At 63.7% G+C, this 25,205-nt stretch carries 21 protein-coding genes; 6 read left to right on the top strand and 15 right to left on the bottom strand.

Annotated elements, in window-relative coordinates; genetic code table 11:
* Positions 1 to 24: 24 nt before the first annotated feature.
* From P3C39_RS26420 to P3C39_RS26400, 5 genes are all read right to left on the bottom strand, one after another.
* Positions 25 to 894, bottom strand: coding sequence for a patatin-like phospholipase family protein (locus P3C39_RS26420; protein WP_275954740.1), 870 nt, complete (start codon positions 892 to 894; stop codon positions 25 to 27).
* Entirely contained in the window at positions 891 to 2,411 is a 1,521-nt protein-coding gene (locus tag P3C39_RS26415; RefSeq protein ID WP_245321899.1) for a pitrilysin family protein, read from the bottom strand. Before P3C39_RS26415 ends, P3C39_RS26420 begins: the two co-directional genes overlap by 4 nt.
* A complete protein-coding gene (locus P3C39_RS26410) occupies positions 2,411 to 3,799 on the bottom strand; it encodes a pitrilysin family protein (protein WP_275954741.1) in 1,389 nt (462 codons plus the stop codon). The genes P3C39_RS26415 and P3C39_RS26410 overlap by 1 nt, the downstream gene beginning before the upstream one ends.
* Positions 3,800 to 3,934: 135 nt before the next feature.
* The gene (rsmD, locus tag P3C39_RS26405; RefSeq protein ID WP_064994142.1) at positions 3,935 to 4,489 is read right to left on the bottom strand and encodes a 16S rRNA (guanine(966)-N(2))-methyltransferase RsmD; all 555 of its coding nucleotides are present in this window, start codon (positions 4,487 to 4,489) and stop codon (positions 3,935 to 3,937) included.
* Positions 4,486 to 6,522, bottom strand: a complete 2,037-nt coding sequence (locus tag P3C39_RS26400; protein WP_064994141.1) for a pseudouridine synthase — start codon at positions 6,520 to 6,522, stop codon at positions 4,486 to 4,488. Before P3C39_RS26400 ends, rsmD begins: the two co-directional genes overlap by 4 nt.
* A gap of 182 nt (positions 6,523 to 6,704) precedes the next feature.
* Between P3C39_RS26400 and P3C39_RS26395 the strand changes: the two genes are divergently transcribed.
* Positions 6,705 to 7,154: a nucleoside deaminase gene (locus tag P3C39_RS26395; protein ID WP_064994139.1), complete on the top strand. Its 450-nt coding sequence runs from the start codon at positions 6,705 to 6,707 to the stop codon at positions 7,152 to 7,154.
* A 36-nt stretch (positions 7,155 to 7,190) separates the two neighbouring features.
* On the opposite strand, the gene P3C39_RS26390 is transcribed toward P3C39_RS26395, so the two are convergent.
* From P3C39_RS26390 to P3C39_RS26380, 3 genes are all read right to left on the bottom strand, one after another.
* The gene (locus P3C39_RS26390; RefSeq protein WP_013532359.1) at positions 7,191 to 7,862 is read right to left on the bottom strand and encodes a hypothetical protein; all 672 of its coding nucleotides are present in this window, start codon (positions 7,860 to 7,862) and stop codon (positions 7,191 to 7,193) included.
* Positions 7,863 to 8,073: 211 nt separating this feature from the next.
* Positions 8,074 to 11,037 (bottom strand): isoleucine--tRNA ligase, encoded by a 2,964-nt coding sequence (ileS, locus tag P3C39_RS26385; protein ID WP_275954742.1) that lies wholly within the window; start codon positions 11,035 to 11,037, stop codon positions 8,074 to 8,076.
* Positions 11,038 to 11,271: 234 nt separating this feature from the next.
* A complete protein-coding gene (locus tag P3C39_RS26380; protein WP_275954743.1) occupies positions 11,272 to 12,078 on the bottom strand; it encodes a MipA/OmpV family protein in 807 nt (268 codons plus the stop codon).
* Between the two features lie 194 nt (positions 12,079 to 12,272).
* On the opposite strand from P3C39_RS26380, the gene P3C39_RS26375 reads away from it, so the two are divergent.
* Positions 12,273 to 12,827 carry an HdeD family acid-resistance protein gene (locus tag P3C39_RS26375; RefSeq protein ID WP_013532362.1) on the top strand — a complete coding sequence of 185 codons (555 nt, stop codon included), beginning with the start codon at positions 12,273 to 12,275 and terminating at the stop codon, positions 12,825 to 12,827.
* Between the two features lies 1 nt (position 12,828).
* Here the strand turns inward: P3C39_RS26375 and P3C39_RS26370 are convergent, their stop codons facing one another.
* Both P3C39_RS26370 and P3C39_RS26365 read right to left on the bottom strand, forming a co-directional pair.
* Positions 12,829 to 13,809 (bottom strand): bifunctional riboflavin kinase/FAD synthetase, encoded by a 981-nt coding sequence (locus P3C39_RS26370; RefSeq protein WP_275954744.1) that lies wholly within the window; start codon positions 13,807 to 13,809, stop codon positions 12,829 to 12,831.
* 6 nt (positions 13,810 to 13,815) lie between these two features.
* Positions 13,816 to 14,676: a TIGR01459 family HAD-type hydrolase gene (locus P3C39_RS26365; RefSeq protein ID WP_275954745.1), complete on the bottom strand. Its 861-nt coding sequence runs from the start codon at positions 14,674 to 14,676 to the stop codon at positions 13,816 to 13,818.
* Positions 14,677 to 14,906: 230 nt separating this feature from the next.
* On the opposite strand from P3C39_RS26365, the gene P3C39_RS26360 reads away from it, so the two are divergent.
* Together P3C39_RS26360 and P3C39_RS26355 are read left to right on the top strand one after the other, a co-directional pair.
* The gene (locus P3C39_RS26360; RefSeq protein ID WP_275954746.1) at positions 14,907 to 16,892 is read left to right on the top strand and encodes a TadE/TadG family type IV pilus assembly protein; all 1,986 of its coding nucleotides are present in this window, start codon (positions 14,907 to 14,909) and stop codon (positions 16,890 to 16,892) included.
* Positions 16,893 to 17,023: 131 nt separating this feature from the next.
* Positions 17,024 to 17,656, top strand: a complete 633-nt coding sequence (locus P3C39_RS26355; protein WP_024504845.1) for a LysE family translocator — start codon at positions 17,024 to 17,026, stop codon at positions 17,654 to 17,656.
* A 25-nt stretch (positions 17,657 to 17,681) separates the two neighbouring features.
* Here the strand turns inward: P3C39_RS26355 and P3C39_RS26350 are convergent, their stop codons facing one another.
* The gene (locus P3C39_RS26350; protein WP_275954747.1) at positions 17,682 to 18,533 is read right to left on the bottom strand and encodes a dienelactone hydrolase family protein; all 852 of its coding nucleotides are present in this window, start codon (positions 18,531 to 18,533) and stop codon (positions 17,682 to 17,684) included.
* Between the two features lie 14 nt (positions 18,534 to 18,547).
* Positions 18,548 to 19,372, bottom strand: a complete 825-nt coding sequence (locus P3C39_RS26345) for a DUF2189 domain-containing protein (protein ID WP_275954748.1) — start codon at positions 19,370 to 19,372, stop codon at positions 18,548 to 18,550.
* Between the two features lie 300 nt (positions 19,373 to 19,672).
* On the opposite strand from P3C39_RS26345, the gene P3C39_RS26340 reads away from it, so the two are divergent.
* Positions 19,673 to 20,896 carry a TadE/TadG family type IV pilus assembly protein gene (locus P3C39_RS26340; RefSeq protein WP_024504846.1) on the top strand — a complete coding sequence of 408 codons (1,224 nt, stop codon included), beginning with the start codon at positions 19,673 to 19,675 and terminating at the stop codon, positions 20,894 to 20,896.
* Positions 20,897 to 21,147: 251 nt separating this feature from the next.
* Positions 21,148 to 21,657: a CAP domain-containing protein gene (locus P3C39_RS26335; protein WP_275954749.1), complete on the top strand. Its 510-nt coding sequence runs from the start codon at positions 21,148 to 21,150 to the stop codon at positions 21,655 to 21,657.
* Between the two features lie 49 nt (positions 21,658 to 21,706).
* Here the strand turns inward: P3C39_RS26335 and P3C39_RS26330 are convergent, their stop codons facing one another.
* The 3 genes from P3C39_RS26330 to P3C39_RS26320 all read right to left on the bottom strand — a co-directional run bounded on the left by P3C39_RS26330 (position 21,707) and on the right by P3C39_RS26320 (position 25,202).
* Complete coding sequence (locus P3C39_RS26330; RefSeq protein ID WP_013532370.1) at positions 21,707 to 23,239, bottom strand: DHA2 family efflux MFS transporter permease subunit; 1,533 nt, start codon at positions 23,237 to 23,239, stop codon at positions 21,707 to 21,709.
* 305 nt (positions 23,240 to 23,544) lie between these two features.
* On the bottom strand, positions 23,545 to 24,726 hold the full coding sequence (locus P3C39_RS26325; protein WP_275954750.1) for an HlyD family secretion protein: 1,182 nt from the start codon (positions 24,724 to 24,726) through the stop codon (positions 23,545 to 23,547).
* Complete coding sequence (locus P3C39_RS26320; protein ID WP_013532372.1) at positions 24,723 to 25,202, bottom strand: MarR family transcriptional regulator; 480 nt, start codon at positions 25,200 to 25,202, stop codon at positions 24,723 to 24,725. The genes P3C39_RS26325 and P3C39_RS26320 overlap by 4 nt, the downstream gene beginning before the upstream one ends.
* Positions 25,203 to 25,205: the final 3 nt, after the last annotated feature.

Raw genomic sequence — 25,205 nt, 5'->3', positions numbered from 1 at the left:
AGATCGAATGGGGAAGATGCATCCTCACCCGACCTGCTTGCCCCGTCTCCCCTTGATGGCGGCGCTATTCCTCGCCTCCACCGCCTTCTCCACCTGCCGCTTCAGTTCGTCCTTGATATCCACCGTCTCGTTCATCAGCGCGTCGATCTTCAGGAAATCGAGGACGCGGTATCTCGACACTGCCGGGCGGACCAGGATGTCGGGGCGGCATTGCTTCAGCTTGTTGGCGATGATCGACTGCATCATCAATTGCGTGGCGCCGAACATCAGGTCGACGGAGGTCGGCTGTTTGCGGTCGGCCTCTTCCGGTGCGCCGACGACGTCGACGCCGATGATGATGTCGGCGTCGTTCTCGATCAGGTCGAACGGCACGGGGTTGTAGATGCCGCCGTCGATCAGCAGCCTGCCGTCTCGTATCACCGGACGGAACACGGCAGGGATGGCCGCTGACGCCGCCAGCGCGGAGTGCAGGTCGCCGTCTTCGAAGACGGCCAGCTTGTGACCGAAATAGTCGGTCGCCGTCACCTTCAGCGGGATTTTCAGCTCGGCAAAGGTTTCGGGGATGGCCTCGGGCAGAAAGGCTTTCAGGATGCGCTCGACATTGAACTGGCTGACGCGGATGCCGTTCTGCATGGCTTCGGCTATCGTGCCCGGCCGCGCCCGCCACATGCGGCTGGCCACCTCAGCGCGGCGGCCGAGGATCGAGCGGGCGTAGTCGTGGATGTCCTTGCCGGTCATGCCCGATGCCATGCCGGCACCCATGATGGCGCCGATCGACGAGCCGGCTATGGCCACCGGCCTGATGCCCAGCTCGTCCAGCGCCTCGATGACATGGATATGCGCCAGCCCGCGCGCGCCGCCGCCGCCGAAGGCGATGCCGAAGGTGGGGCTCATCCCTTGCCGGCTCCGGCCAGTTTCGGGCCGATGACCATGATGGTCGGCTCGGTGGTCAGCAGCTTTTTCGCCGCCGCCTTGACCTGTTCGAGCGTCACCGCGTTGATGTAGCCGGCGCGGCGCTGCATGTAGTCGATGCCGAGATCGTCGAGCTGCAACTCGACCAATGTCGAGGCGATGGCGCTGGACGAGTCCAGATTGTTGATGGCGTAGGCGCCGATCATGTATTTCTTGGTCGCCGCCAGTTCCGCTTCGGTCGGGCCTTGCTCGGCCAATTGCTTGACCACATCGCGGACGATGCCCAGCGTCTCGGCCGCGCGGTCGGAGCGGGTGCCGGTGCTGACGATCAACGCGCTGGCGTGGTCCTGGTTGATCAGCGAGGAGTTGACGCTGTAGGCCAGTCCGCGCTTTTCGCGCACTTCCTGGAACAGGCGCGAGGTGAAGGTGCCGCCGCCGAGGATCTCGTTCATCAGCACGGCGGGGAAGAAATCCGCCGCCTTGCGCTTCACGCCGGGAAAAGCGAGCTGCAGGGAGGTCTGCGGCAGGTCGTAGTCGACCTCGATATGCTGCGCCAGCTTCGGGTCGATATCGGCCACAGGCCTCAGCGCCTGGTTCTGCGGCAGGTCGCCGAACACCATGTCGAGCTTCTTCTTCAGCGTCTCCGCGTCGATGGCGCCGACCACGGCGACATGCAGGCCGCCGCGCGCGAACACCGCTTTGTGCAGGCCTTTCAGATCATCGGACGTGATGGCGGCGATGCTTTCCTTGGTGCCCTGATCGGAGCGGGAATAGGGATGGTCGCCATAGAGGGCGCGCGCCCATTTGTTCTGCGCCACCGTGTCCGGGTCGTTTTCGCCGGCGATGATGCCGGACAGGATCTGGGAACGGATGCGGTCGATCGGCAACTGGTCGAAGCGCGGCTCGTTGACCGCCAGCCGCAGCAGGTCGAAGGCCTGGTCGCGCTGCTCGGCCAGCATGCGCATCGAGCCGTAGATGCCGTCGCGGCTCTCGTCGAAGCTCATCTCGGCGCCGGCATCGTCGAGCTTGATCTGGAAGTCTTCACTATCGAGCGGGCCGGCGCCTTCGTCGAACAGGCCGGTCATTAGATTGGCCAGTCCTTCCTTGCCGACAGGATCCTGCGTCGAGCCGCCGCCAAAGACGAAGCGGATGGCGACGACCGGCACGGAATAATCCTCGACCAGCCAGGCGGTGATGCCCTTTGGGGAGGTGACGGACTGGATCTCCATGGCCCGCGCGGTGAGCGCCGGCAGGATGAGGAAGAGGATGGAGAGAAAGAGGGTGGTGAGGGCACGCCATGCGGCAATCGTCGGCAGCGACCAATCGCGGAAGCCGGCGCTCCCCCTCACCCAGCCTCCGCTTTGCTCGGCTGACCTCTCCCCGACGGGGAGAGGAGCTTGCCAGCGCTGGCGCCAGCCTCTTCTCCCCAGCGGGAAGAAGGTGGCCGCGAAGCGGCCGGATGAGGGGGCTGCCTCGCTCATGGGGATCGAATTCATCATCAATTCCCCGCTTGTTGCTGCGGCAAGAGATAGCCGGTCGTCGACCGGGCGAGCACCAGATAGCGCGCGGCGACCGCCTTGACCTCGTCTGCGGTGACCTTGCGGATGCGGTCCGTCCATTGCTGGACGTCCTGCACATTGCCGCCGGTGGCCAGCGTCGAACCGTAGATGTTGGCCATGGAATCCTGCTTGTCGCGGGCAAAGATCATCGACCTGACATAGCGGTCCTTGGCCTTTTCCAGTTCCGATGGCGTCACGCCATCCTTGACGATGCGCACCACCTCCGCATCGACTGCCGCTTCGACGTCGGAAATCCTGGCATCGCCGCGCGGCGCGCCGTAGACGGTGAAGTTGGTGTCGTCGAGCATGGTGCCCTGGAAAAAGGCGCCGGCGCTGGATGCGATACCTTGCTGGACGACGAGCGCCTGGTACAGCCGGCTGCGATTGCCCCCGCCGAGGATCTCCGCCAAGAGGTCGAGCGCTTCCGCCTCGCCCGGCTTTCCCGAATGATAGGACGGCACCACCCATTGCGTGGAAAAGCTCGGCACGCTGACGCGCGCGTCGGAGAGCGTGACCGTGCGCTTGGTGTTCTGCTCCGGCTCGACCGGGCGGATGCGGGGCGGCAGATCGGGGCCGCGCGCCACCTTGCCATAGGTCTTTTCGGCCAGCGCCCGCACCGTGTCCGGTTCGACATCGCCGGCGACGATCAGCACGGCGTTGTTGGGCCGGTAGTATTTGTCGTAGAAGGCGGTGGCGTCGACGCGGTTCAGCTGCTGCATCTCCTGCATCCAGCCGATGACCGGAATGCGATAGGGCTGGTTCTGCCACAGCGTCGCATCGACCTCCTCGTCCAGCACAGCCTCGGGGCTGTTGTCGATACGCGAGCGGCGCTCCTCGAGGATGACGTCGCGCTCGGTCTTGATGACATCGTCGGTGAGGATGAGGTTGCGCATGCGGTCAGCCTCGAAGCTCATCATCAGCTCGAGCGCCGACGGCGCCACCGTCTCGTGGAAAGCGGTATAGTCGTAGGAGGTGAAGGCGTTGTTGGAGCCGCCGATATCGGAGACGGCGCGGTCGAACTCGCCGGCCGCATGGTTGGTCGTTGCCTTGAACATCAGATGTTCGAAGAAATGCGCGATGCCGGATTTGCCGGGCGGCTCGTCGGCGCTGCCGATCTTGTACCAGACCATGTGGGTGACGATCGGCGCACGGTGGTCGGGAATGACGACCACCTCCATGCCGTTGTCGAGCAGGAAATCCGTGACCTTGAACTCGGCCGGAACCGTGTTGGGCAAGACGGGGCTCTCGGCCAGCACTGGGCTGGTCGTGACAAAAGCCAAGGAGGTCGCCAACAGCGTTCCCCGCAGCCATTCAATCCTGGATGTCATCAACGGCTCCGGTTCTGTCGACAGACGATAGGCAAGGTGCTGGCGACAAGCAAAGTGATTTGTTGATCATGTTGCCGGCAAAGGCGGCGGCAAAGAGGCCGGCCCATGGATGCCCGGCCAAGGATACGAGGCGTATCAGGCCGCCTCGATGAAGCGGATGACGGTCTCGCCATAGTTGCGTTCGTCCAGCACCGAAAAGCCGGGGCCTGGCTCGAAGGACGCCGCCGCGGCCTCTTCGACCACGCACAGCGCGCCGGGGCGAAGCCAGCCGCCGGCTTTGGCCGACTGCAAGGCGCGCTCGCCAAGGCCCTTGCCATAGGGCGGGTCGGCGAAGACAAGGCCGAACGGCGCCAGCGTGCCGGCCTCGCCGAGGCCGGTGGCATCGCGGCGGAAGATCTTGGTGCGGCCGGTCAGCCCGAAGGCCTCGACATTGTCGCGGATCAGGCCACGGCCTTCCGCCGATTCCTCGATGAAGACACCGTAGGAGGCACCGCGCGACAGCGCTTCGAGCCCCAGCGCGCCGGTGCCGGCGAACAGGTCGAGCACGCGTGCGCCGTCCAATTGCTCGGCAAAGCGATGCGCCAGCACGTTGAAGACCGCCTCGCGGGTACGATCGGTCGTCGGACGGATGGCGCTCGAGCGCGGCGTCGCCAACGGACGCCCGCGAAACTCACCGCCGACGATTCTCATCTCGCTTTGGGGCCCCGGGGACCGTTGCGCGGACGCTCACCGCCGCCAGCCCCGCCCGGACGTTCGCCGCGCGGCTTGCCGAACGGCTTTGCACCGGCCGGTTTGCCATAGGTCGGTTTGAACGAGGCCTTGCGCGCCTTGGCGTCAGCCGCCTTGGCGGCGTCGGCTTCGGCCCTGCCCTTGCCGATCGGTCGCGCGCCTGGCGCCATCCAAACATTGGCCTTGCGCTGGCCGGGCGGCTCGATCGGCCGCTGCTCGCGCTCGGACTTTTTGCCACCGCCCGGCTTGCCACCAAAAGCACCACGCGGCTTGTCGCCGAAGCCACCGCGCGGTTTGTCGCCGAAATTGCCGCGCGGCTTGTCGCCAAAGCTGCGTTCGGGACGCGGGGCGCGTTCGCCAAAACTCTTCTCAGCGTTTCTGTCGGGGCTTGTCGACAGTTTGCCCAGAGCCTCATCGCGGCTGCCTTCGCGGCGCTTGCGATTCTTGATCAACCCGCCCTCGCCGATCGGGCGGCGCTCGCCATCGCGGGTGAATTTCGGCCGTTCCGGCTCCGGCTCGCGAACTTCGGTGCGCCGCACCGGCTTGTTGGAAAACGGCTTGGTGACATCGGCGTCGAAATTGGCGCCGGATTCCTCGACCAGGCGCTCGCCAAGCTGGTCGCGCAACACCCTGCCCTTGATTTCCAGCACATGGCCCTCGGCGAGGTCATCGAGTTGGAACGGCCCGTAGGAGATACGGATCAGCCGCGTCACGTCGAGGCCGAGCGAACCCAGGATGTTCCTGACTTCGCGGTTCTTGCCCTCGCGCAGGCCGATCGTCAGCCAGGCATTGGTGCCTTGCTCGCGATCGAGCGTCGCTTCGATGGCGCCGTAAAAGACGCCGTCGACGGCGATGCCTTCGCGCAGGCCGGCAAGCGCGCTTTCCTCGACCTTACCGTGGACGCGCACGCGGTAGCGGCGCAGCCAGCCGGTGGCCGGCAGTTCGAGCACGCGCGACAGGCCGCCATCATTGGTGAGCAGCAGCAGGCCTTCGGTGTTGATGTCGAGCCGGCCGATGGTCATCAGCCGCGGCAATTCAGCCGGCAGCACGTCGAAGACGGTCTTGCGGCCCTCGGGATCGCGGTTGGTGGTGACGACGCCGGCCGGCTTGTGGAACAGGAACAGCCTTGTGCGCTCGATCGGCGGGATTTCCATACCGTCGAGATGGATGATGTCATCAGGCATCACGTTGAAGGCCGGTGAAGTCAGGGCGCGGCCATTGACCTTGACGCGGCCGGCGGCGATCAGTTCCTCGGCATCGCGGCGCGAGGCGAGGCCGGCGCGGGCCAGCCGCTTGGCGATGCGCTCGCCTGCCTCTTCCGCAGCCTCGGCGGGACGCGGGCGTGGCTTGAAGCTGCCGCCTGACGCGCCTTGCGGCCGATCGTTGAAATCCCGCTTCGGGCGATCGCCGAAGTCACGCTTGGGGCGGTCGGCGAAGTCACGCCTTGGGCGATCGCCGGCGTCACGGGGGGCGCGGTCACCGAAATCGCGCTTGGGACGGTCGAAGCGCTTTTCGCCGCCCGCTGCCGCCCCAGCCGGCCGGTCGCCCCGCGGTGCGTAGGGTTTGCGCGGCCCTTCGCGCTTCTCGTAGGGCTTGCGCTCGCCTTCGGCGGCCACCGGGCGGTCGCCGCGCGGTGCGTAGGGCTTGCGTGGCCCCTCGCGCTTTTCATAGGGCTTGCGCTCGCCTTCGGCGGCCACCGGGCGATCGCCGCGCGGTGCATAGGGCTTGCGCGGCCCCTCGCGTTTCTCAAAAGGCTTGCCTTCGGGACGCGGGCCTTTGCTGAAAGGCTTGTCGCCGCCCTTGAAATCGCGCTTCGGCCGCTCGCCATCGGCAGCCATCGGCCGGTCGCCACGCGGTGCGTAAGGTTTCTTGGCGCCAAAGGACGGTTTGCCGCCCTTGCCCGCGGCGCCATCGCGGCTGCGCGGTCCCGCGGCTTTCGGCCCACTCTTGGCCGGACCCTTCCTGGGTCGGAATTTCTTGTCGTTGTCGTCCATGTGGCCTTTATCCGTTTGCGCTGCTACAGCGTGGCGCATCCTTTGGGGCGCGCAACGAACGCTGTAGCACTTTTGATGTGGCGCATGATCATTTTCGAAAACCGAGTCCCGATTTTCGAGGTCATGCGCTCCATAACAGGATCACCGTCAGGTGGCGAGGAGATAATCGGAGTGGAAATCGCGTGAAGCGGCCCGATTTCATGGCGCTGGCGCTGAAGGAGGCCGAAGCTGCCGCCTTGCGAGGCGAAGTGCCGGTCGGCGCCGTCATCGCCAATGGCGCTGGTGTTGTCGCCAGCGCCGGCAACCGCACACGCGAACTTGCCGACCCGACCGCGCATGCCGAGATGCTGGTCATCCGCGAAGCCTGCCGCAAACTGTCGGCCGAGCGACTGACCGGGCACGATCTCTATGTGACGCTGGAGCCTTGCGCCATGTGCGCCGGCGCCATTTCCTTCGCCCGGCTGCGCCGGCTCTATTTCGGCGCCGCCGACGACAAGGGCGGTGCGGTGGTCAACGGCGTGCGCTTCTTCGCCTCGCCGACCTGCCACCACGCGCCCGACATCTATCCGGGCATGGGCGAGACCGAAGCAGCCCTGCTGCTCAAAGAATTTTTTCGGGAGCGGCGCGGCTGAACCGGGCGCTACGCCCGGCGACACAATTCGGTGTTTTTACAGCCAATCGAACCAGCCGCTGCCCTTCTTGCCTTCCGCCTCTTTCTTGAGACGGCGTTCCTTCTTGTACTCGTCCTCGCCAAGCTCGTTCTGCGGCGCGGTGCCGGCCGCGACACGATACTGCACTGGAGGCTCGCTCAGATATTTGCGGGTGTTCGGATCGCCCTGCTTGCTGTCGGCGAGGCGACGCTGGATCTCGGCGGCACGGCCCTTGTCGGAATCGGCCGGTGTCCATGCCGGCGGGTGGCTCGAGCCTGACTCCGCCATCGCCCTTTTCACCGAGGCCGGATCAGTTTGCACGTCGTCGACGATCTCCGACTGATAGGCCGGGTCGTTCTGATGGGCGGTGGCATCGGCCCGCAAGCGGGCGCGGCGCTGCTCGGGCGATTCGGGCCATTCGGCGCTCGCCGTCTCGATGCTGTCCTGCGGGGCCGGCAGCGCTTCCTTCTGGCCGGGCGCCGGCTTTACAAGCGTCGGACGCGGCTTGTAGTCGATCTGTTCCTTGCGCTTCGGCGCAAATGAAAAGGCGCCTGAAATATCGCCGGCCAGCTGTTCGCCGGCGGTCTTGTCGGTGCCGTAGGTCGGAGAGCCCATGCAGCCGGACAAAGCGAGGCCCGACGCGACAAGCGGCGCCAGCAGCGCCAGGCGCGCATTATATCTCTCGGTCATGCCAAAAAGTCCCACTCTAGACAGCCTCTCGATTGCCACCAGCCTTCTGGCCGGTCCCCATCGTCCAAGCACTTGCGACGGAAATCCGGCGACAATTTGTCTTCCGGAGTTTCGCGTGTTTACCTCAACCACTCGTTAAGGGCAACGCGCGGGCGGTTTTCACCCGCCCGGCGTGGCATTTGTGCACCGATCAAGCTGGCCGGCCGGCCTGTCAAAGCCGGCCAAGCGCCTTCAATTCATGCAGCACCGCCGCATCCCTGGCCGAAACATCCGGGAATTCCGGATCCTGGCCGATATCGGCGGTGTAGCGCCATGAGCGTGCGCATTTTAACAGGCCGCGATCCTCGGCCTTCTCGACCACCACGGCGACACCCCTGACGTCGTCGATCGCGAAGGCACCAGCCGGTGCCTCGCCATGCGCGATGACCAGATCGCTGGTGATCGCCATCTCGGCCATGTCGACATCTGAAATCGCCGCTTCGAGCGCTGCATCGTTGATGGTGACGACCGGCACCGCTTCCAGCGACGATCCGATTACCTTCTGGGCGCGCGCGATCTCCAGCGCGCCGGTAACGACGCGCCGCACCTGCCGCACCTGGCGCCACTTTTCCGCCAGCGCCTCGTTCTTCCAGTCCGCCGGGATTTGCGGAAACTGGTCGAGATGCACCGAGACCGAGTCGGGATGACGATCGAGCCAGGCCTCCTCCATGGTGAAGGGCAGCATCGGCGCCAGCCATTTCACCAGGCAATCGAAGAGATGGCGCACCACCTGCACGGAAGCCTTGCGCTTCAGGCTCGACGGCGCGTCGCAGTAGAGCGCGTCCTTGCGGATGTCGAAATAGAACGCGGACAGCTCGACCACCATGAAATCGAGCAGCATGCGGGTGATGCGCTTGAATTCGAAGGCGTCGTAGCCCGAGCGCACGACCTCATCGAGCTCGGCCAGCCGGTGCAGCATCAGCCGCTCCAGCTCCGGCATCTTCTCCAGCGGCACCTCTTCGCCATCGTCATGGGCGAGCGTGCCGAGCATCCAGCGGATGGTGTTGCGCAGCTTGCGGTAGGTATCGATGTTGGTCTGCAGCACGTTCTTGCCGAGCCGCTGGTCCTCCCAGTAGTCGGTCGTCACCACCCACAGACGCAGGATATCGGCGCCCGACTGCTTGATGACGTCCTGCGGCACCACGGTGTTGCCGAGCGACTTCGACATCTTGCGGCCATCCTCGTCCATGGTGAAACCATGGGTGACGACAGTATCGTAAGGCGCCCTGCCACTGGTGCCGCAGCTTTCCAGCAGCGAGGAATGGAACCAGCCGCGATGCTGGTCGGAGCCTTCGAGATAGACGTCGGCCGGCCATTTCAGGTCAGGGCGATCCTCCAGCGTGAAGACATGCGTCGAGCCCGAATCGAACCAGACGTCGAGGATGTCCATCACCTGCTTCCATTTGGAGGCATCGTGATTGCCAAGGAAACGCTCCTTGGCGCCAGCGGCGAACCAGGCGTCGGCGCCCTCCTTCTCGAAGGCGTCCATGATGCGCTGGTTGACCGCTTCGTCCTTCAGCACATTGCCGTCGACATCGGCGAAGACGGCGATCGGCACGCCCCAGGCGCGCTGGCGCGACAGCACCCAGTCCGGGCGCTCCTCGATCATGGCGCGGATGCGGTTCTGGCCGGCGGCGGGCACGAAACGGGTTTCGTCGATGGCCTTGAGCGCCCGGCTGCGCAACGTCGAGCCGTCGCCGAGGTCCTTGTCCATATAGACGAACCATTGCGGCGTGTTGCGGAAGATGATCGGTTTTTTGGACCGCCATGAATGCGGATAGCTGTGCTTCAGCCGGCCACGCGCGAACAGCGCGTTGCGTTTGATCAGCTCGTCGATGACGGCCTGGTTGGCGTTGCCCTTCTTGCCGTTGTCGTCGATGACGCGCGCCGGCCCACCCTCGCGGTCCGGTCCGAAACCCGGCGCGTCCTTGGTGAAGAAGCCGCCATCGTCAACGGTGAACGGGATGGCGGGATCGATGCCGCGTGCGCGCAGATCCACCGCCGCGTCCATCCAGGCGTCAAAGTCCTCGCGGCCGTGTCCGGGCGCGGTGTGGACGAAGCCGGTGCCGGCATCGTCGGTGACATGGTCGCCGGCGAGCATCGGAACGGCAAATTCGTAGCCGCCGCAAAAACCCTTGAGCGGATGTGAAAGCGTAAGGCTTCCAAGCTCTTGCGCCGAAACGCTGCGGAGACGATTCAAGGTAACCTTGGCCTTGGCCGAGGAGTCTTCGGCCAGTGCGTCGGCAAAGATCAGCTTTTCGCCCGGCTGCGGGCCGAATGCGTTCTCGGCCGCCGTAACCTCGTAGAGGCCATAATTTATACGCGGCGAATAGTTGACGGCGCGGTTGCCTGGGATCGTCCACGGCGTCGTCGTCCAGATGACGACGTGGGCCTGCAGCAGATCGAGGGCGCCCTCCGTCAGCTTGGTCTGGCCATCGTCGATGGGGCGGACAAGGCTGGCGACCGGAAACTTCACCCAGATCGTGTCGCTCTCATAGTCGTGGTACTCGATCTCGGCCTCGGCCAGCGCCGTGCGCTCGACCACGCTCCACATCACCGGCTTGGAGCCGCGATAGAGCTGGCCCGACATGGCGAACTTCAACAGCTCGCCGGCGATGCGCGACTCGGCATGGAAAGCCATCGTCGTATAGGGGTTCTTGAAGTCGCCGATGACGCCGAGGCGCTGGAACTCGGCCCCCTGCACCGTGATCCAACCCGCGGCGAATTCGCGGCATTCCTTGCGGAACTCGTTGACCGGCACCTCGTCCTTGTTCTTGCCCTTGGCGCGGTACTGCTCCTCGATCTTCCATTCGATCGGCAGGCCGTGACAGTCCCAGCCGGGCACATAGTTCGAGTCGTAACCGCGCATCTGGAACGAGCGGGTGATGACGTCCTTGAGGATCTTGTTCAGCGCATGGCCGATATGGATGTTGCCATTGGCGTAGGGCGGGCCGTCATGCAGCACGTATTTCGTGCGGCCGGCAGCGCTCTCGCGCAGCTTGCGGTAGAGATCCATGTCCTGCCAGCGCTTGACCAGCAGCGGCTCCTTCTCCGGCAAGCCGGCGCGCATCGGGAAGTCCGTCTGCGGCAAATAAAGCGTCTTGGAATAGTCGATCGTTTCAGTTGTGTCGGTCATTGGTCTGCCATGTGCATTGCCCGGCGGGCGTACAAGCTCGGGCGTGAACTATCATGTTATGAAAAAAGCGCGAGGGGCGCGCAGAAACTCCCGGCGGCTCCGGCGGCGCTCAGGCCACCCGGAACACCGGGCCTGTAATTCGTATCGCGATCGCGAAAAGGCGCGAAAAGCTGGTCATGGCTGGGCTTTTAGCCGAAGCCACGGCAGGAATAAAGCGTCTCTCGTTCGATTCACCTACATCGTGAAATCGAAGCGGTAGGTGGTCGACACGCCGACCGTGAACTGGTTGCGGTCGCCACGCTCCTTGACCAGGCTGGAATCGGCCGCCGGTCCCATCAGGCGCGAATATTCGCCAAACAGGCTGGCGGTCATCGGCTCGGTCACCTTCCAGGTTATGGCGCCGCCAAGGCCGGTCGATTTCAGCCCGCCACCGGGATGGTATTCGCTCAGGCCGGAGGCCACCGCTTCCTGCGCGTTGACGCCATAATAGGCGTCGAAATAGTTGCCCGAGGCGAAGGAAACACGCGGTCCTCCCGAAATCCTGACGGTCGGCGTCACGTCGTAGAAGGCATCGGCGGCGATGTCGGCGACAAAGCCGTTGTGGGCGCGAATGCCTTGGCGCAGCTCGGCGCGGGCGCGCAGCCAGTCCGTCGGATAGAATTCGAAGAAGCCGCCGACTTCGCCGCCCCAGCGCACCGGATCGAGGCCCTTCAGTTCATCGGCGTTGTCGTCGTCGCGGGAAAACAGGAACTTGCCGGTCAGGCCGGCGCGGACACCGCCATCGTCGACCAGCGCCAACGAGATGTTGTCGTTGCGCGAGACAAAGCGTGCCGCCGGTCCGGCCTTGCCCAATGAGATGATGGGTTGGGCGCTCAGCATGTATTTCCTGCCGCCCTCGAAATTGGGCGCGACCAGGCCGGTGGCGCCAACGGTCAGATACCAGTCGCCGGACAGCCAGCTGCCCTCGCCCGCATTGGCGGCGCCCGCCCCGCCCAGCACCGCAGCGGCCAACACCAGAGAGATTCTTCCGACCGGACTCATGGCCACTCCACTAACACGACACACACGATTACCGATGACAGCTTTGACGGCCGTTTGGTAAAATTTGATTTAAACCCGAGACATACGCTCGCGCTTTGCCGCGATGCCGCTGCCGGTCATCGACTGGACGTTGGCCCGCGCCCGGATTACCTTCCATCCGCAGTATTCCGCAGCCCTCGATGGAGACCGCGACAATGACCCTGCATGGCGACGCCCTGAAAATCGCGATCGAACAGACACGAACAAAATGGGGATGGTTTGTCGCGCTCGGTGTGCTGCTGCTCATCTTCGGCGGCATTGCCTTCGCCAACCTGTTCGTCGCCACGGTGGCTTCCGTCTACGTCGTGGGATGGCTGATGCTGATGGCGGGCATCATCGAGATCGTGCACGCGTTCGGCGTCAAGACCTGGAGCCGCTTCTTCTACTGGCTGCTCAGCGGACTGCTGTACGCCGTTGCCGGCTTCTTCGCTTTCGGCAATCCGTTGCTTGCCTCGGCGGTGCTGACGTTCCTGCTGGCGATTGCGCTCGTCGCGTCAGGGGTGCTCAGGGCCTGGGTCGGCTACAGCCATCGGCCGGAACGCGGCTGGGGCTGGATCGTCGCCGCCGGTGTCATCACCGCGCTTGCAGGCCTGATCATCGCCATGGGCTGGCCGGTCAACAGCCTGTGGGTGCTCGGTCTGTTCCTGGCGATCGATCTGATCTTCCAGGGCTGGACCTTCATCGCCGTTGGCCTGGCACTGAAGAAGTAGCTTAAAATGCCATCGCAGCGTCGAGGTCGGAGAGCGGCCTGACGCCGGCAAGCAGCGCGCGTGCCTCGGCTTCATCGCGCTTCATCTGCGCGACCAGCGCGTCGAGCCCCTCGAACTTCACCTCCGGACGCAGGAAACCGAAGAAGGAAACCTGACAAACCTCGCCATAGAGGTCGCCGGAGAAATCGAAGACAAAGGTTTCCAGCAGCGGCGCGCCGTTGTCGTCGACTGTCGGGCGTCGGCCAAAGCTGGCGACGCCGTCGTGAAGCGTGCCGTCGGCGCGGCGGAAGCGGGCGACATAGATGCCCTCCTTGAGTGCGGCTTCAGCCGACAGCCTCATATTCGCGGTTGGAAAGCCAAGGGTGCGGCCAAGCTGCTGTCCGCCGACCACCTCGCTTTCGACGGTGAACCGGTAGCCGAGCAGACCGGCGGCTTCAGCCACCTCACCCTCGCCCAGCAATCCGCGGATGCGGCTGGACGACACCACCTCGGCGCCCTCGTCCCGGAAGGCGTCGACGAGCGTGACGCCGAAGCCGTGACGCTCGCCGGCCGCCATCAGGTAGGCCGGGCCGCCCTGACGATCCTTGCCGAAATGGAAGTCGAACCCGGTTACGGCGTGAGTAATGCCGAGGTTCGTTTCCAGCACATCCGTCACGAACGCTTCCGCCGACAGCGAGGCGAAGTCGCGCGTGAACGGCTGCTCGACGAGCGCGGCAAAGCCCAGCAGCGACAGCAGCCGCGCCTTCATCGGCGGCGGCGTCAGCACGAACAACGGGATATCAGGCCTGAAGATCTTGCGCGGATGCGGTTCGAATGTCAGCACCAGGGCCGGCACGCCGCGCCGTCCTGCCTCGGCCGAGGCTCGCTCGAGCACCGCCTGATGGCCGCGATGGACGCCATCGAAATTGCCGATCGCCACGACGCCGCCGCGCAGGTCGGCGGGAAGCGGCGCGGTTGCCAGGATGCGCTGGAAGGCTGCCATCGTCACCTACCGAAGTCTGGGAATGACGGCCACCGGACCATAGCCATGCTTTTCCAGGAAGGCCGCCAATCTTGCCGGATCCGGTTGCAGGGCATCGCCATAGTCGCGGGCATGGATACCGCCGGAGACATAAAGAACATCGAAGCCATTGTCGGCGGCGCCCTTCACATCGGTCATCATGCCGTCGCCGATGGCCAGCACCTGGCCGCGCTCGACCGGCTGGCCCAGAATCTCGGCAACCTCCTTCATCGCGAGATTGTAGATCGGCGCGTAAGGTTTTCCGGCGATCAATGTGCGGCCGCCGAGCTGGGCATAGTCACGCGCCAGCGCGCCGGCACACCAGATGATGCGTTCGCCACGTTCGACCACGATGTCGGGATTTGCGCAGATGAAAGGCAGGTTCTTGGCGCGCAGCCGCCGCAGGAGCTCCGTGTAATCCTCGGGCTTCTCGACCTCGTCGTCGAACAGGCCGGTACAGACGACGCCGGACGCCTCGAACTCCTCGACAAGCTCGACGTCGAGACCTTCATAGAGGGTGAAGTCGCGGTCGGCGCCGATATGGAAAATCTTGCGCGGCCCTTCGGCGATCAGATCCCGGGTCACGTCGCCTGAGGTAACCACCCGGTCGTAGGCTGACGGTGGAACACCGATCGCGTTCATCTGCGCTACGACATCGGCACTTCTGCGCGGCGAATTGGTGATCAGGACGACGGGGATTTTCGCCTCTCGAGCCCTTGCCAATGCGGAGGCTGCCACAGGGAAATGCGTTTCGCCATTATGGACCACGCCCCAGACGTCGCACAGGATTGCCGAATAGGCCTTCGACACGTCTTCGAGCGAGCCGATGATTTCAGGCGAATCCGCCATGCCGTTTCCTTCAGTCATGATCGTTGCGACCGCCGCGACAGACGGTTCGCCGCAGCCGGTTCGGATTAGCCGAACCATTCCGGCCTGTCACCAGCTTTCGCCAGGCACGATTGGTTAGCGGTTGGTGAAGTGCTGACCCGGCAATAGAGCGATTTGCCAAACCCGGCCTTCAGCGTTTTGTGGAAAGCTGGCGTCGATCGAGAATCCGCCGGCGGGGGCCGCTCCAAGACATGCATGGACTTTGGCGTCAGTTCTGCCGCGACCAACGCGGCAACTATGCTCTTATGACGGTCGTCGCTATGGTTCCGCTGATGGGCGCCCTGGCAATGGCCGTCGACTTCACCGAGATGAGCCGCGAAAAACAGGCGGTTTCGAACGCGCTCGATGCCGCAAACTTCGCCACGGCGCGCCGGCTGACGGAGGGTGCCACCGACGACCAGTTGCGGGCCTATGCGCTCGACTTCTTCAATGCCAACCTCAACAAGATCAATCCCGCCAATACGACGCTCACCGTCACCTTGCCAAGCAACACCACCGGCGGCGGCTTGCTCAAGATGACCGCGCGGCTTGACTATAAGCCCTATTTCTATCCGGTCTTCGGCCAGCTCGTCGGCAAATCCGAAACCGACGCCAACCAGAGGATCAGCTTCAACATCACCTCGGAAGTGCGGCTGAAGAACACTCTTGAAGTCGCCCTGGTACTCGACAATTCCGGGTCGATGACCAAGACCGGAACGGGCTCGGGGCAAACGCGCATCGACCTTCTCAAGACCGCGGCAAAACAGCTGGTCGACACGCTGGCCCAGCAGGCGGCGATGATCAAGCAGGTCGACAGGCCGGTGCAGTTCGGCCTCGTGCCGTTTGCCGCCTCGGTCAATGTCGGGCCCGGCAACGGCAATGCGCCCTGGATGGATACCGAAGGCCTGTCGCCGGTATCGAACGAGAATTTCGACTGGTCGACGCTGAACGCAGCCGACAAATACGCCCAGCAGACCAACGGCATCTGGTACAAGCGCGGCACCGGATGGGGAACCGACGAAGGCCAGATGCTGACCCGGTTTTCGCTCTATCGCGACATGAAGGTCGTCACCAACCATGAGCGTGTCGTCAACAGCAAGCGCGTGGTGTGCGACGAATACAACCCGAACAACACCTGCAAACGCGACCACGACGAATACGACTACATCGACACCTATGGCCCGTTCGCCAGTTGGCAGGGCTGCGTCGAGGCCAGGCCTTATCCCTACAATGTCAACGACGCGGCGCCTTCCGGCGGCACGGCGAACACCGGCATAGGGGTCGGCGATCCGGCGACGATGTTTGTGCCGATGTTCGCCCCGGACGAGCCCGGCAACCATTGGAGGCTCACCCAGGATCCCGACGAGGCCGCGCCGACGACCTATGGCGCCATCAACAGCTGGTGGAATGACGACCCGACGAGCAGCACCGGCCAATCCCGGCTGCGCAACATGTCCAAATATTTCCAACCGAGGCCGATCAATGCGCCGGCGCTGGCCGCCGGCAACGGGCCGAACTACAGCTGCTCCACCAACCCGATCACGCCGCTGACCGATGTCAGCGTTACCACCGGGCTTACCGCGATCAAGGCCGCGATCGACCTGATGAAGCCCGATGGCGGCACCAATGTTCCCGAAGGCATGGCCTGGGGTTGGCGGGTGGTTTCGAGCGGCGAGCCGTTCACGCAAGGCCGCCCGGAAACCGAGAGAGGCAACGACAAGGTCGTCATCGTGCTGACCGACGGCGCCAATACCTACTACACGCCGTCCTCGCTCAGCCATTCCGACCCCGCCGATTCGAAATCGACCTATGCGTCCTTCGGCTATCTCAACCCAGGCTACAACGGCACTTCGGTGGGCCGCCTGTTCATGGGCACATCGAGCGCCATTGGCCAGTTCGACTATTCGAACGGCAACTACACCAATGCGCTCAACGAGCAGATGGCGACGCTTTGCAACAACGCCAAGGCAGCCAATATCATGGTGATGACGGTGGCGCTCGACCTGTCGACGACCAAAACCGCCGATCAGCAGGCGATCGAGGCGCTGAAATCCTGCTCGTCGAACTCGCGCTTCCGCAAGGATCCAACGGACGCGAGCAAGCCGGCAAAACTGTTCTGGAATGCCACCGGCGCCAGCTTGTCGAACGATTTCAAGGAAATCGGCAACGAATTGTCGAACCTGCGCATCGTCGGCTGATCCTCAGGCTTCGGGGGCTGGCTGGAACAACGGCTGGCGCCGCCATGCACTTGCGCGCGCCTCCCGGGACAGGCACATCTTGGCCGCCTGCCGGATCGCGCGTCCATTCGCGGCGCGCTGGGGAAGAACAGATGCCGGAAACAGCCAATCATCTCGCCTTCGCGCTGGTCTGCCTCGGCATGGTGCTGACGCCTGGCCCCAACATGATCTATTTGATCTCGCGTTCCCTGTCGCAGGGGCCGAAGGCGGGGCTCATCTCGCTTGGCGGCGTGGCGCTCGGCTTTGTCTTCTATGTACTGGCGGCGGCATTCGGCATCACCGCGCTGCTGCTCGCCGTGCCCTACGCCTATGATGCGCTGCGCTTTGCCGGCGTGCTCTATCTCCTGTGGCTGGCCTGGCAGGCGGTGAAGCCGGGCGGACGCTCGCCATTCGAAGTGCGCGAATTGCCGAGGGACCGGCCGCGCAAGCTTTTCGCCATGGGCCTGATGACCAATCTGCTCAATCCGAAGGTGGCCGTGCTCTATCTGTCGCTGTTGCCGCAGTTCATCAGCCCCGGCAAGGGTCACGTCCTGTCGCAGCTCCTGGTGCTCGGCGCGACACAGATCTCGATCAGCCTCAGCGTCAATGCCGTCATCGCGGTGACGGCCGGTTCAATCGCCACCTTTCTCGCCGGACGGCCCTTGTGGCTGGTCATCCAGCGCTGGATGATGGGAACCGTGCTGGCGGCTCTTGCGCTGAAGATGGCGACAGACGCGCAGCGCTGAGAGTGCAAACCGGCGGTCGCCGCTGTCAGCCGCCGAAGACTTCTTTCAGGAATGCATGAGAGGCAAGGATGGATTGCTCGGCAGCATTGTACTGACCATAGGCCTCGATGCCGGTCTTCAATCCTGCGGAGTCAAATCCGTGACGAGCACCCGGGTAGACGTCAAGCTGCACAGAGCTTCCCTTGCCGCTGCGCTGCGTCATCATCTCCTGGCAATTTTTGGCGGGGGTCCGATCGTCCAGCTCGCCGATCAGGATCAAGGTCGGGACCGCCATGTCGCCATTCGTTGCCGAACAATCCGGATAGTAGGCGATCGCAGCCTTGAATTTGCGCTCCATAAGCCGCTCGTCTCCACCAGACTGCAAGGCCTCGAGCGTTGCGTTCCCGCCAGCGGAGAACCCCATCAACGCAATGCGCCGCGGGTCGACAAAACTGTATTTTGATAGGTATTTCAGAGCGCCGTAGGCGTCATATACGCGATCAACAGGGTGGAGGCCATCACAGGTCTCCTTAATGCCGCGGGTGCTGAAGCTGTCGACGACGAGGACGACGTAACCCCAGGAAGACAGTCGCTCGGACCAGGTTTTCCTTACACTTCGGGGCAAACCTGAACATCCGTGCAGAACCACGACAGCCGGGAACGGCCCCTCACCCGGCGGACGCGTTAAATACCCCTGCAGCGGCGTGCCGGGAACGGCCCTCGGGACGTTGCCGCCCGCTTGCGCAATGCGCTTCTGAAATGGCGTTGGCTCCGAAGCCGCGCTTTCAAACTGCACCGGCTGGTCAGCGCGCGCTGGCGCGGCATGCAGATAGCTACCGATACAAAGGCAGGTCAGACAGACGACCTTGTTGGGCAGTCTCGGCAGGGTGAAGGCCATGGGTGCCTGATTCGTTACATCGGCCGTCTTATCTGCTGTGCCCGCTCCGGCTCGACCACCTTGCGGTAGAGATGCCAGGTGGCATGGCCGAGCACCGGCATGACGACGGCGAGCCCGGCAAACAGCGGGATCGAACCGATCACCAGAAGCACGGCGACCAGCAAGCCCCACAGCGCCATTTGCAGCGGGTTGGCCATCACCGCCCGGGCCGAGGTCTCGATGGCTGAGACGGCGCCGACGTCGCGGTCGAGCAGCAGCGGGAAGGCAACCACAGTGGTGGCCAGCACGATTACGGCAAAGACAAAGCCCGCGGCATTACCGGCAAGGATCAGCGTCCAGCCCTTACTGGTGGTCAGCACGTCGCGGATGAAGCCGCCGATCGAGGCCGGCGGCTGGTCTCCGAACAGGCCAATGTAGATCGATTGCGCGGTGTAGAGCCACAACAGGAACAGCGCCACCAGCATGACGCCAATGACGGCGATCGACGGGATCGCGGACGAGCGCCGGACATCAAACGCGTGCCGCCAGGAGGTGTTCATGCCGAGCTCGCGCCGGCGGCTGATCTCGTAAAGGCCGAGCGCCGCAAACGGCCCGACCAGCGCGAAACCCGACATCAGGGGATAGATGAGCTGGATGGCATTGGCGCCGGACGTCCACTGCGTCAGGATCAGGCCGACGATGGGATAGATCAGGCACAGGAACACGTAGTGCGATGGTTTTGCCCAGAAATCCTCGAACCCGAGACGCAACGCATCCCAAAGGTCCGACGTGGTGATGCGGCGCACCGCCGGCTGCACATGCATTCCACGTGCGTCCGCCATGACATGAAAGCCGGCCATAACCTTCCTCCCGTGTGTCGGGGCGGTCACCGCCTGGATGGCCGCCAGAGCTGCCATTTCAAGATCGAGAAGCATGATAGCAGAGTTGGAGGCGATTGTCGCCGGGTCAATGGCCTGGGGAGCAACTCCTCGTTGTGTTCAACTCTCCGTATGGCCTCTCATATGGCGTACCTTGGCAGACCTTCGTTTTGGCCAATCATTGTGCTGCATTTTAGCATTTACGCATTTTAGCATTTACTTAAATTACTCGTAGGGATCCCTGGCGTATCACCTGAGCTTTACGAGTTTCGGTGAGGGATTATGTTCGCATTGAAAGCCTTCTGGTCTTCGGAGCGCGGCAACTTTGCCATAACGACCGCCGTCGCTATGCTGCCAATAATGATTGGTTTGGCCGGCGCCGTCGATCTGATCGGCACGAGCCATGACGCCTCGCAACTCCAGAACTCGCTGGACGCGGCTGGGCTCGCCATCGGCACGAAGTTCTCTCCCGATATGGCGGCTGGCGATGTCCAGCAGCTTGGGCTGCAGTTCTTCGCCGCCAATATGAGCGCGGCCGACCAGCAGGAATATTTGGGCAGCGTCTCCGCTTTCGCGGCAACGGCAAGCGGCAGTCCAAGCGCCTACTTTATCTCGCTGTCGTCCAGCATAAGCCGCCCAAGCTTCATCAGCGCCTCGGCCCCCTGGCAGGCCTACCGCTCGGCCTCGGTCAAGATAAAACCTGGCGCGCAGGCCTGCGTGCTGGCGCTCGATCCGCATGCGTCCGCCGCCGTGAACCTGCAGGGCTCGACCAACGTCTCGATGGACAATTGCGTGATCGCGGCGAACTCGGACGCGTCGGATTCCGTCAACAGGGGTGGTTCCGCACTGGTTTCGGCCGGCTGTGTCTCAACCGTCGGTGGCACCAGCGGGCTGTTGCCACCCAGCGCCAGTCTCGCCTGCGGAACGCCGCACGAACATAGGTACGCATCCTTTGATCCATTGGCCGACGTCGTTCCTCCCCCTTACACATTGTGTTTGCCTGTCCCGAACGGCAAAACCTACACGCTGTCGCCCGGCACTTATTGCGACAAGACATTATCGGGGAACATCACGCTTAATCCGGGCGTCTACATCATGCGCGGCACCACCATAAAGCCAGGGGGAAACGGCAGCCTGACTGGCCAGGGCGTGACCATTTTCCTCATGGAAAGCGCTCAGATCTACATAAATGCCAATGAGAAGGTGAACCTTTCCCCGCCCACCAGCGGCCCTTATGCTGGCATCACCATTTTCCAGGATCACGGCAACACGTCTGCCCTGACATTGAATGGTGGCGCAAATTCCGTGCTCAGCGGTTTCATCTACGCGCCGGACGCGCCCATTTCCTACGCCGGCAATTCTGATATGAGCGCCCAGGGCGACTGTCTCAGGCTTGTCGGCAATACGATACAGATGACCGGGAACTCGTCCGTCAAGTCCGACTGCGCGGCGGCGCTTGGAAATCGCACAATGTATGCCGATCGGATGATCACTCTGGTGAAATGAGAGACAACCTGACGTCCGGCGGCGCCAGCGGTAGCGTTGAGAAAAATGGCGGTAACGCACGGCCGGATCGGTTTCGATGCGAGGCGCAATCCGGCCAGCCTGGGATAGGCAGCGCCGTCGATCGCCTGGTGAAATTCCGCCCAGCATGCCACGCCGATCAGCGTTGTACCGGCCAGCGTCAGTCTGTCGCCCCCTCTCCGATTTTCGCCGCCCTGCCCGGCAAAAGCCATGATCGCCATTATCTCAGAGGCATGACCATAGCGAAAATCGAAACCCACCCGATCCCGAAGCTGAACAGGCGCATGGTGCTGACCGGCCTCGCAGCCCTGGCGGGGCTCGCCGCCTGCAGCACCGTTTCACTGCCAACCGGCGAAGGCGCCGGGGTCTCCTCCTCCGCCACCAGCACGCTGGCCAGCATCCGCGCCTCGGCCGGGCTCGCGCCGCTGGTCCCCGACCGGCAGCTCGAACAGGCCGCCCTGCAGCAGGCAGGCTATATGGCGCAGCGCCGCCGCGTGAGCCACACCACCGGCTGGGGCAAGGATTTCGCCTCGCGCGTCAGGGACAATCGAATTTCCGGTGCCGCGGCGGAGAACATCGCCGAGGGTCGTTTCGACCTCGAGAAGCTGTTCGACATCTGGGTGCATTCACCAGGCCATCGCCGCAACATGCTCGACCCGCGCTTCACACGCTTCGGCCTTGCCTATGTGCGCGACGGCAGCGACAGCAAGCTCCGTTACTGGAGCCTCGTGCTCGGAAAATAGGAAAACGTGCCGGTTCGGTGCGCCACCCCCAAGACGATTTGATGGAAAGCTAGTCCATATGCGCCGCCGGCGCGCCGCCGGCTGGCGCCTGCTTCGGCTTGCGCAGCAGGAAAACAAACGGGATGGCAAGCAGCGTCATCACCATGAGTATTTTGAAGTCGTTGACGTAGGAGATCATCATGGCCTGGAGATTGACCATGCGATCGACCTGCGAGAGCGCCGTTGGGTCGCCGCCTGCGGCAGCCGGCGAGACAGCCCACAGATTGGGGTTGAACGGATTGATGAAGGCCGAAAGCTCGGCATGGTTGATCTGCGTGTTGCGCACCATCAACACCGTCACGACCGACACGCCGATCGACGAGCCAAGATTGCGCACCAGGCTGAACAGAGCCGTGGCATCGGTGCGGAAGCGCACGTCGAGCGTGGCGAAGGCGACGGTCGACAGCGGCACGAACACCATCCCCATGCCCAGGCCCTGGATGACGCCGGAGCTGATGATCAGCCAATTGTCCATCTGCGGGGTGAAGCTGGACATGGTGTAGAGCGACTGCGCGGTCAGCAGGAAGCCGATGACGACGAGGATCCTGGCGTCAATCCTGCTCATGAGCCGCCCGACGACGAGCATCGAAATCATGGTGCCGACGCCGCGTGGCCCCATGACGATGCCGATGGTGACGGTCGGATAGCCGAAGATGGTCGACAGCATCGGCGGCAGCAGCGACATGCTCGCCAGGATGAGCACACCCATGACGAAGATGAATGCCAGCCCGGTCACGAAATTGCGGTCGAGGAAGATCTTGGGATCGATGAAGGGGTGCTCGGCCGTCATGGTGTGAATGATGAACACCCAGAAGCCGGTGAGCGAAAGACCAAGTTCGATCCAGATCTCGACCGAGGAAAACCAGTCGACCTCGCCGCCGCGGTCGAGCAGCAGCTGAAGCGCGCCGACGCCGAGCGATATCATGGCGAAGCCGAAGAAATCGAAGCCGCGCACGCGCCGCGCGATAGCCGGCAAATAAGCGGCCATACCGAGAAAGGCGACGATGCCGACCGGCAGATTGATGAAGAACACCCAACGCCAGTTGAAATTCTCGGTCAGCCAGCCACCGAGTGTCGGGCCCAGAATCGGACCCAGCATGATGCCGGCGCCCCAGATGGCCATCGCCTGGCCATGGCGTTCCCTGGGATTGATGTCGAGCAGGAAGGTCTGCGACAGAGGCACGATCGCGGCGCCGAACACGCCTTGCATCAGCCGGAAGAACACCATGGTCTCCAGGCTCCAGGCGATGCCGCACAGCATCGAAAACACGGTGAAGCCGACCACCGCCGTCAGGAACAGTTCCTTGCGGCCGAAGCGATCGGCCAGCCAGCCGGTGACCGGCGTCATGATGGCGGCGGCAACGATGTAGGAGGTCAGCACCCAGTTGATGTTGTCAGGCGAGGCGCCGAGATCGCCGGTCATGGTCGGCAGCGCGACGTTGGCGATCGTCGTGTCGAGCGCCTGCATGATCGTCGCCAACATGAGCGCGACCGTGATCAGGCCGCGATGCGGCACTTCTTTGAAGGGTTCGGGCGTGCTCATGGCGTGGAACTTCCAGCAGGTAACAAAAACGTGTACAAGGGGTTTCCGGGCGGCAACGCCTTCCGTTGAGAGACCCTCGTCGCGGTGGGACGCGATTGTCGATGTGGGGGTTACATCGACTGAAAGTCTCTGATCAGCGGATGCCTGCCGCCCGGAAACATGAGGACCGACGGGTCCGCGTCGGAGATTTCAGACTTCGGCCAGGCCGCTGTGCGGCGTGCCCAAACGCTGATCCTTCCAGCTCCTCCCATCAGACCAATCCTGCTATTCACCTCCGCCGCTGGTCCTGCGGCATTCTGTTGACGTTACTGCGCGGCCTCGCCGGCCGTGGCGTGACCGAAGATCGAAGGCAGGCCACGCGCCACGCCGGTGTCGACGGTAACGGTGGCGCTCATGCCGGTGCGCAACGCCATCTTGGCGTCCGCATCGGTCAGTTCGAGACGAACCGGGATGCGCTGTGTGACCTTGACCCAGTTGCCGGTGGCATTCTGGGCCGGCAGCAGCGAGAACTCGGCTCCCGTGCCGGCGCCGATCGCCTTGACCGTCGCCTCGAAGGTGCGCCCCGGATAGGTGTCGACCACGATCTCGGCCTTCTCGCCGGGCTTCATGTGGGTGAGCTGCGTTTCCTTGAAATTGGCATCGATCCAGGTGTCGCCGGTCTCGACCAGCGAAAACAGCGGCGTGCCGGAACCGACATACTGGCCGACCTTGAACGACGAGGCCTGGCTGACGATGCCGTCAGCCGGCGCCTTGACCGTGGTCTGCGCCAGGTCGTAGGCGGCCTTGTCGCGCGCGGCGAGCGCGGCCATCACGGTCGGATGCTTGTCGGTTTCGATGTCGGGATTGCCGCCAAGGGCTGCCTTGGCGCTGATGATGCCTTGCTCGGCAACGGCGAGCTGCTGCTTGGCCTTGTCGAGATCGTTCTTGGCTTCGTCCAGCGACGATTTGGCGTTGATGCCCTTCTGGGCAAGATCGGCGGCGCGGTCGAACTGCGACTGGGCGAAGGCGACCTGGCTGGCATCGGACTTCTGCTGAGCCATCGACTGGCCATAGGCGGCGCGCAACTGCTCGACATTGAGACGCGCGCCCGCCACCGCCGCGTCGGCCTGCGCCAACGCGATCCGGTAGGGCTCGGGGTCGATGGCAAACAGCTCGTCACCCTGCTTGACCAGCTGGTTATCGAAGATGTCGACCTTGACGATGCGGCCGGCCGTGTCGGAAGCGATCGACACCTTGGCCTGCTGCAGATTGGCGTTCTCGGTCTCCTGATAACGGCCGCCGGTAACCCAGACATAGCCGCCGCCAACAGCCAATGCCGCAGGCAGCGCGACCATGAGCAGGAAGCGGCCCAGCCGGCGCTTTTTCTTCACCGGCGCCGGAGCCGGCTGCACCGGGGGAGCAACGGTTGCCGGGGCCGCGGCCGGCTGCGCCGGCGCTTCCATTTCCAGTTCGGTCACTTTCTCGTCTATCTTGGCTACCGCGTTCATGCTGCTGCGCCCTCTGTGTTCTTCACTTTTTCAATGGACGGCGTCTCGTCGTCGGTCAGGTTGCGGACCATCGCCTCAAGTCCCTCGACGAGGACGCGACGGGCTTCCGGTTTCACGCCGACCAGCGATTCCTCATAGACTTCTCCGGCAATGCTCTTGATCACGGCGTAGGCATCGCTTGCCTTGGGCGTCAGGAAGATCATGCGGACGCGGCGATCGGCAGCGTCGGAACGACGCTCGATCCAGCCTCCCTCCTCCATGCGATCGACCAGGCGCGAAACGCTGATCGGCTCGATTTCGAGAAGTTCGGCCAGCCGCGCCTGCGCGACACCGTCTTCCTTGGCAACGCGGACCAGAAGCCGCCATTGCGCCGAAGAAAGCCCCAAGCCACTGGCCCTCGCCTCGAAGCGCTTGCGCATCAGGCGCTGCACGTCGTGGATCAAGAAGCCCAATCTGTCGATGCCATCGGAAACCATGAG

The organism is Mesorhizobium sp. XAP4, assembly GCF_029269325.1.
Classification (GTDB): Bacteria; Pseudomonadota; Alphaproteobacteria; order Rhizobiales; family Rhizobiaceae; genus Mesorhizobium; species Mesorhizobium ciceri.
Note: the sequence above shows the minus strand (reverse complement) of the source record. Positions and strands in the feature narration are given on the sequence as shown.

Excerpts from the sequence above, each read along its gene's own strand:
- P3C39_RS26420 (WP_275954740.1), bottom strand. The coding sequence starts at position 894 with ATGAGCCCCACCTTCGGCATCGCCTTCGGCGGCGGCGGCGCGCGCGGG.
- P3C39_RS26415 (WP_245321899.1), bottom strand. The coding sequence starts at position 2,411 with ATGATGAATTCGATCCCCATGAGCGAGGCAGCCCCCTCATCCGGCCGC.
- P3C39_RS26410 (WP_275954741.1), bottom strand. The coding sequence starts at position 3,799 with ATGACATCCAGGATTGAATGGCTGCGGGGAACGCTGTTGGCGACCTCC.
- rsmD (WP_064994142.1), bottom strand. The coding sequence starts at position 4,489 with ATGAGAATCGTCGGCGGTGAGTTTCGCGGGCGTCCGTTGGCGACGCCG.
- P3C39_RS26400 (WP_064994141.1), bottom strand. The coding sequence starts at position 6,522 with ATGGACGACAACGACAAGAAATTCCGACCCAGGAAGGGTCCGGCCAAG.
- P3C39_RS26390 (WP_013532359.1), bottom strand. The coding sequence starts at position 7,862 with ATGACCGAGAGATATAATGCGCGCCTGGCGCTGCTGGCGCCGCTTGTC.
- ileS (WP_275954742.1), bottom strand. The coding sequence starts at position 11,037 with ATGACCGACACAACTGAAACGATCGACTATTCCAAGACGCTTTATTTG.
- P3C39_RS26380 (WP_275954743.1), bottom strand. The coding sequence starts at position 12,078 with ATGAGTCCGGTCGGAAGAATCTCTCTGGTGTTGGCCGCTGCGGTGCTG.
- P3C39_RS26375 (WP_013532362.1), top strand. The coding sequence starts at position 12,273 with ATGACCCTGCATGGCGACGCCCTGAAAATCGCGATCGAACAGACACGA.
- P3C39_RS26370 (WP_275954744.1), bottom strand. The coding sequence starts at position 13,809 with ATGGCAGCCTTCCAGCGCATCCTGGCAACCGCGCCGCTTCCCGCCGAC.
- P3C39_RS26365 (WP_275954745.1), bottom strand. The coding sequence starts at position 14,676 with ATGGCGGATTCGCCTGAAATCATCGGCTCGCTCGAAGACGTGTCGAAG.
- P3C39_RS26360 (WP_275954746.1), top strand. The coding sequence starts at position 14,907 with ATGCATGGACTTTGGCGTCAGTTCTGCCGCGACCAACGCGGCAACTAT.
- P3C39_RS26355 (WP_024504845.1), top strand. The coding sequence starts at position 17,024 with ATGCCGGAAACAGCCAATCATCTCGCCTTCGCGCTGGTCTGCCTCGGC.
- P3C39_RS26350 (WP_275954747.1), bottom strand. The coding sequence starts at position 18,533 with ATGGCCTTCACCCTGCCGAGACTGCCCAACAAGGTCGTCTGTCTGACC.
- P3C39_RS26345 (WP_275954748.1), bottom strand. The coding sequence starts at position 19,372 with ATGGCCGGCTTTCATGTCATGGCGGACGCACGTGGAATGCATGTGCAG.
- P3C39_RS26340 (WP_024504846.1), top strand. The coding sequence starts at position 19,673 with ATGTTCGCATTGAAAGCCTTCTGGTCTTCGGAGCGCGGCAACTTTGCC.
- P3C39_RS26335 (WP_275954749.1), top strand. The coding sequence starts at position 21,148 with ATGACCATAGCGAAAATCGAAACCCACCCGATCCCGAAGCTGAACAGG.
- P3C39_RS26330 (WP_013532370.1), bottom strand. The coding sequence starts at position 23,239 with ATGAGCACGCCCGAACCCTTCAAAGAAGTGCCGCATCGCGGCCTGATC.
- P3C39_RS26325 (WP_275954750.1), bottom strand. The coding sequence starts at position 24,726 with ATGAACGCGGTAGCCAAGATAGACGAGAAAGTGACCGAACTGGAAATG.
- P3C39_RS26320 (WP_013532372.1), bottom strand. The coding sequence starts at position 25,202 with ATGGTTTCCGATGGCATCGACAGATTGGGCTTCTTGATCCACGACGTG.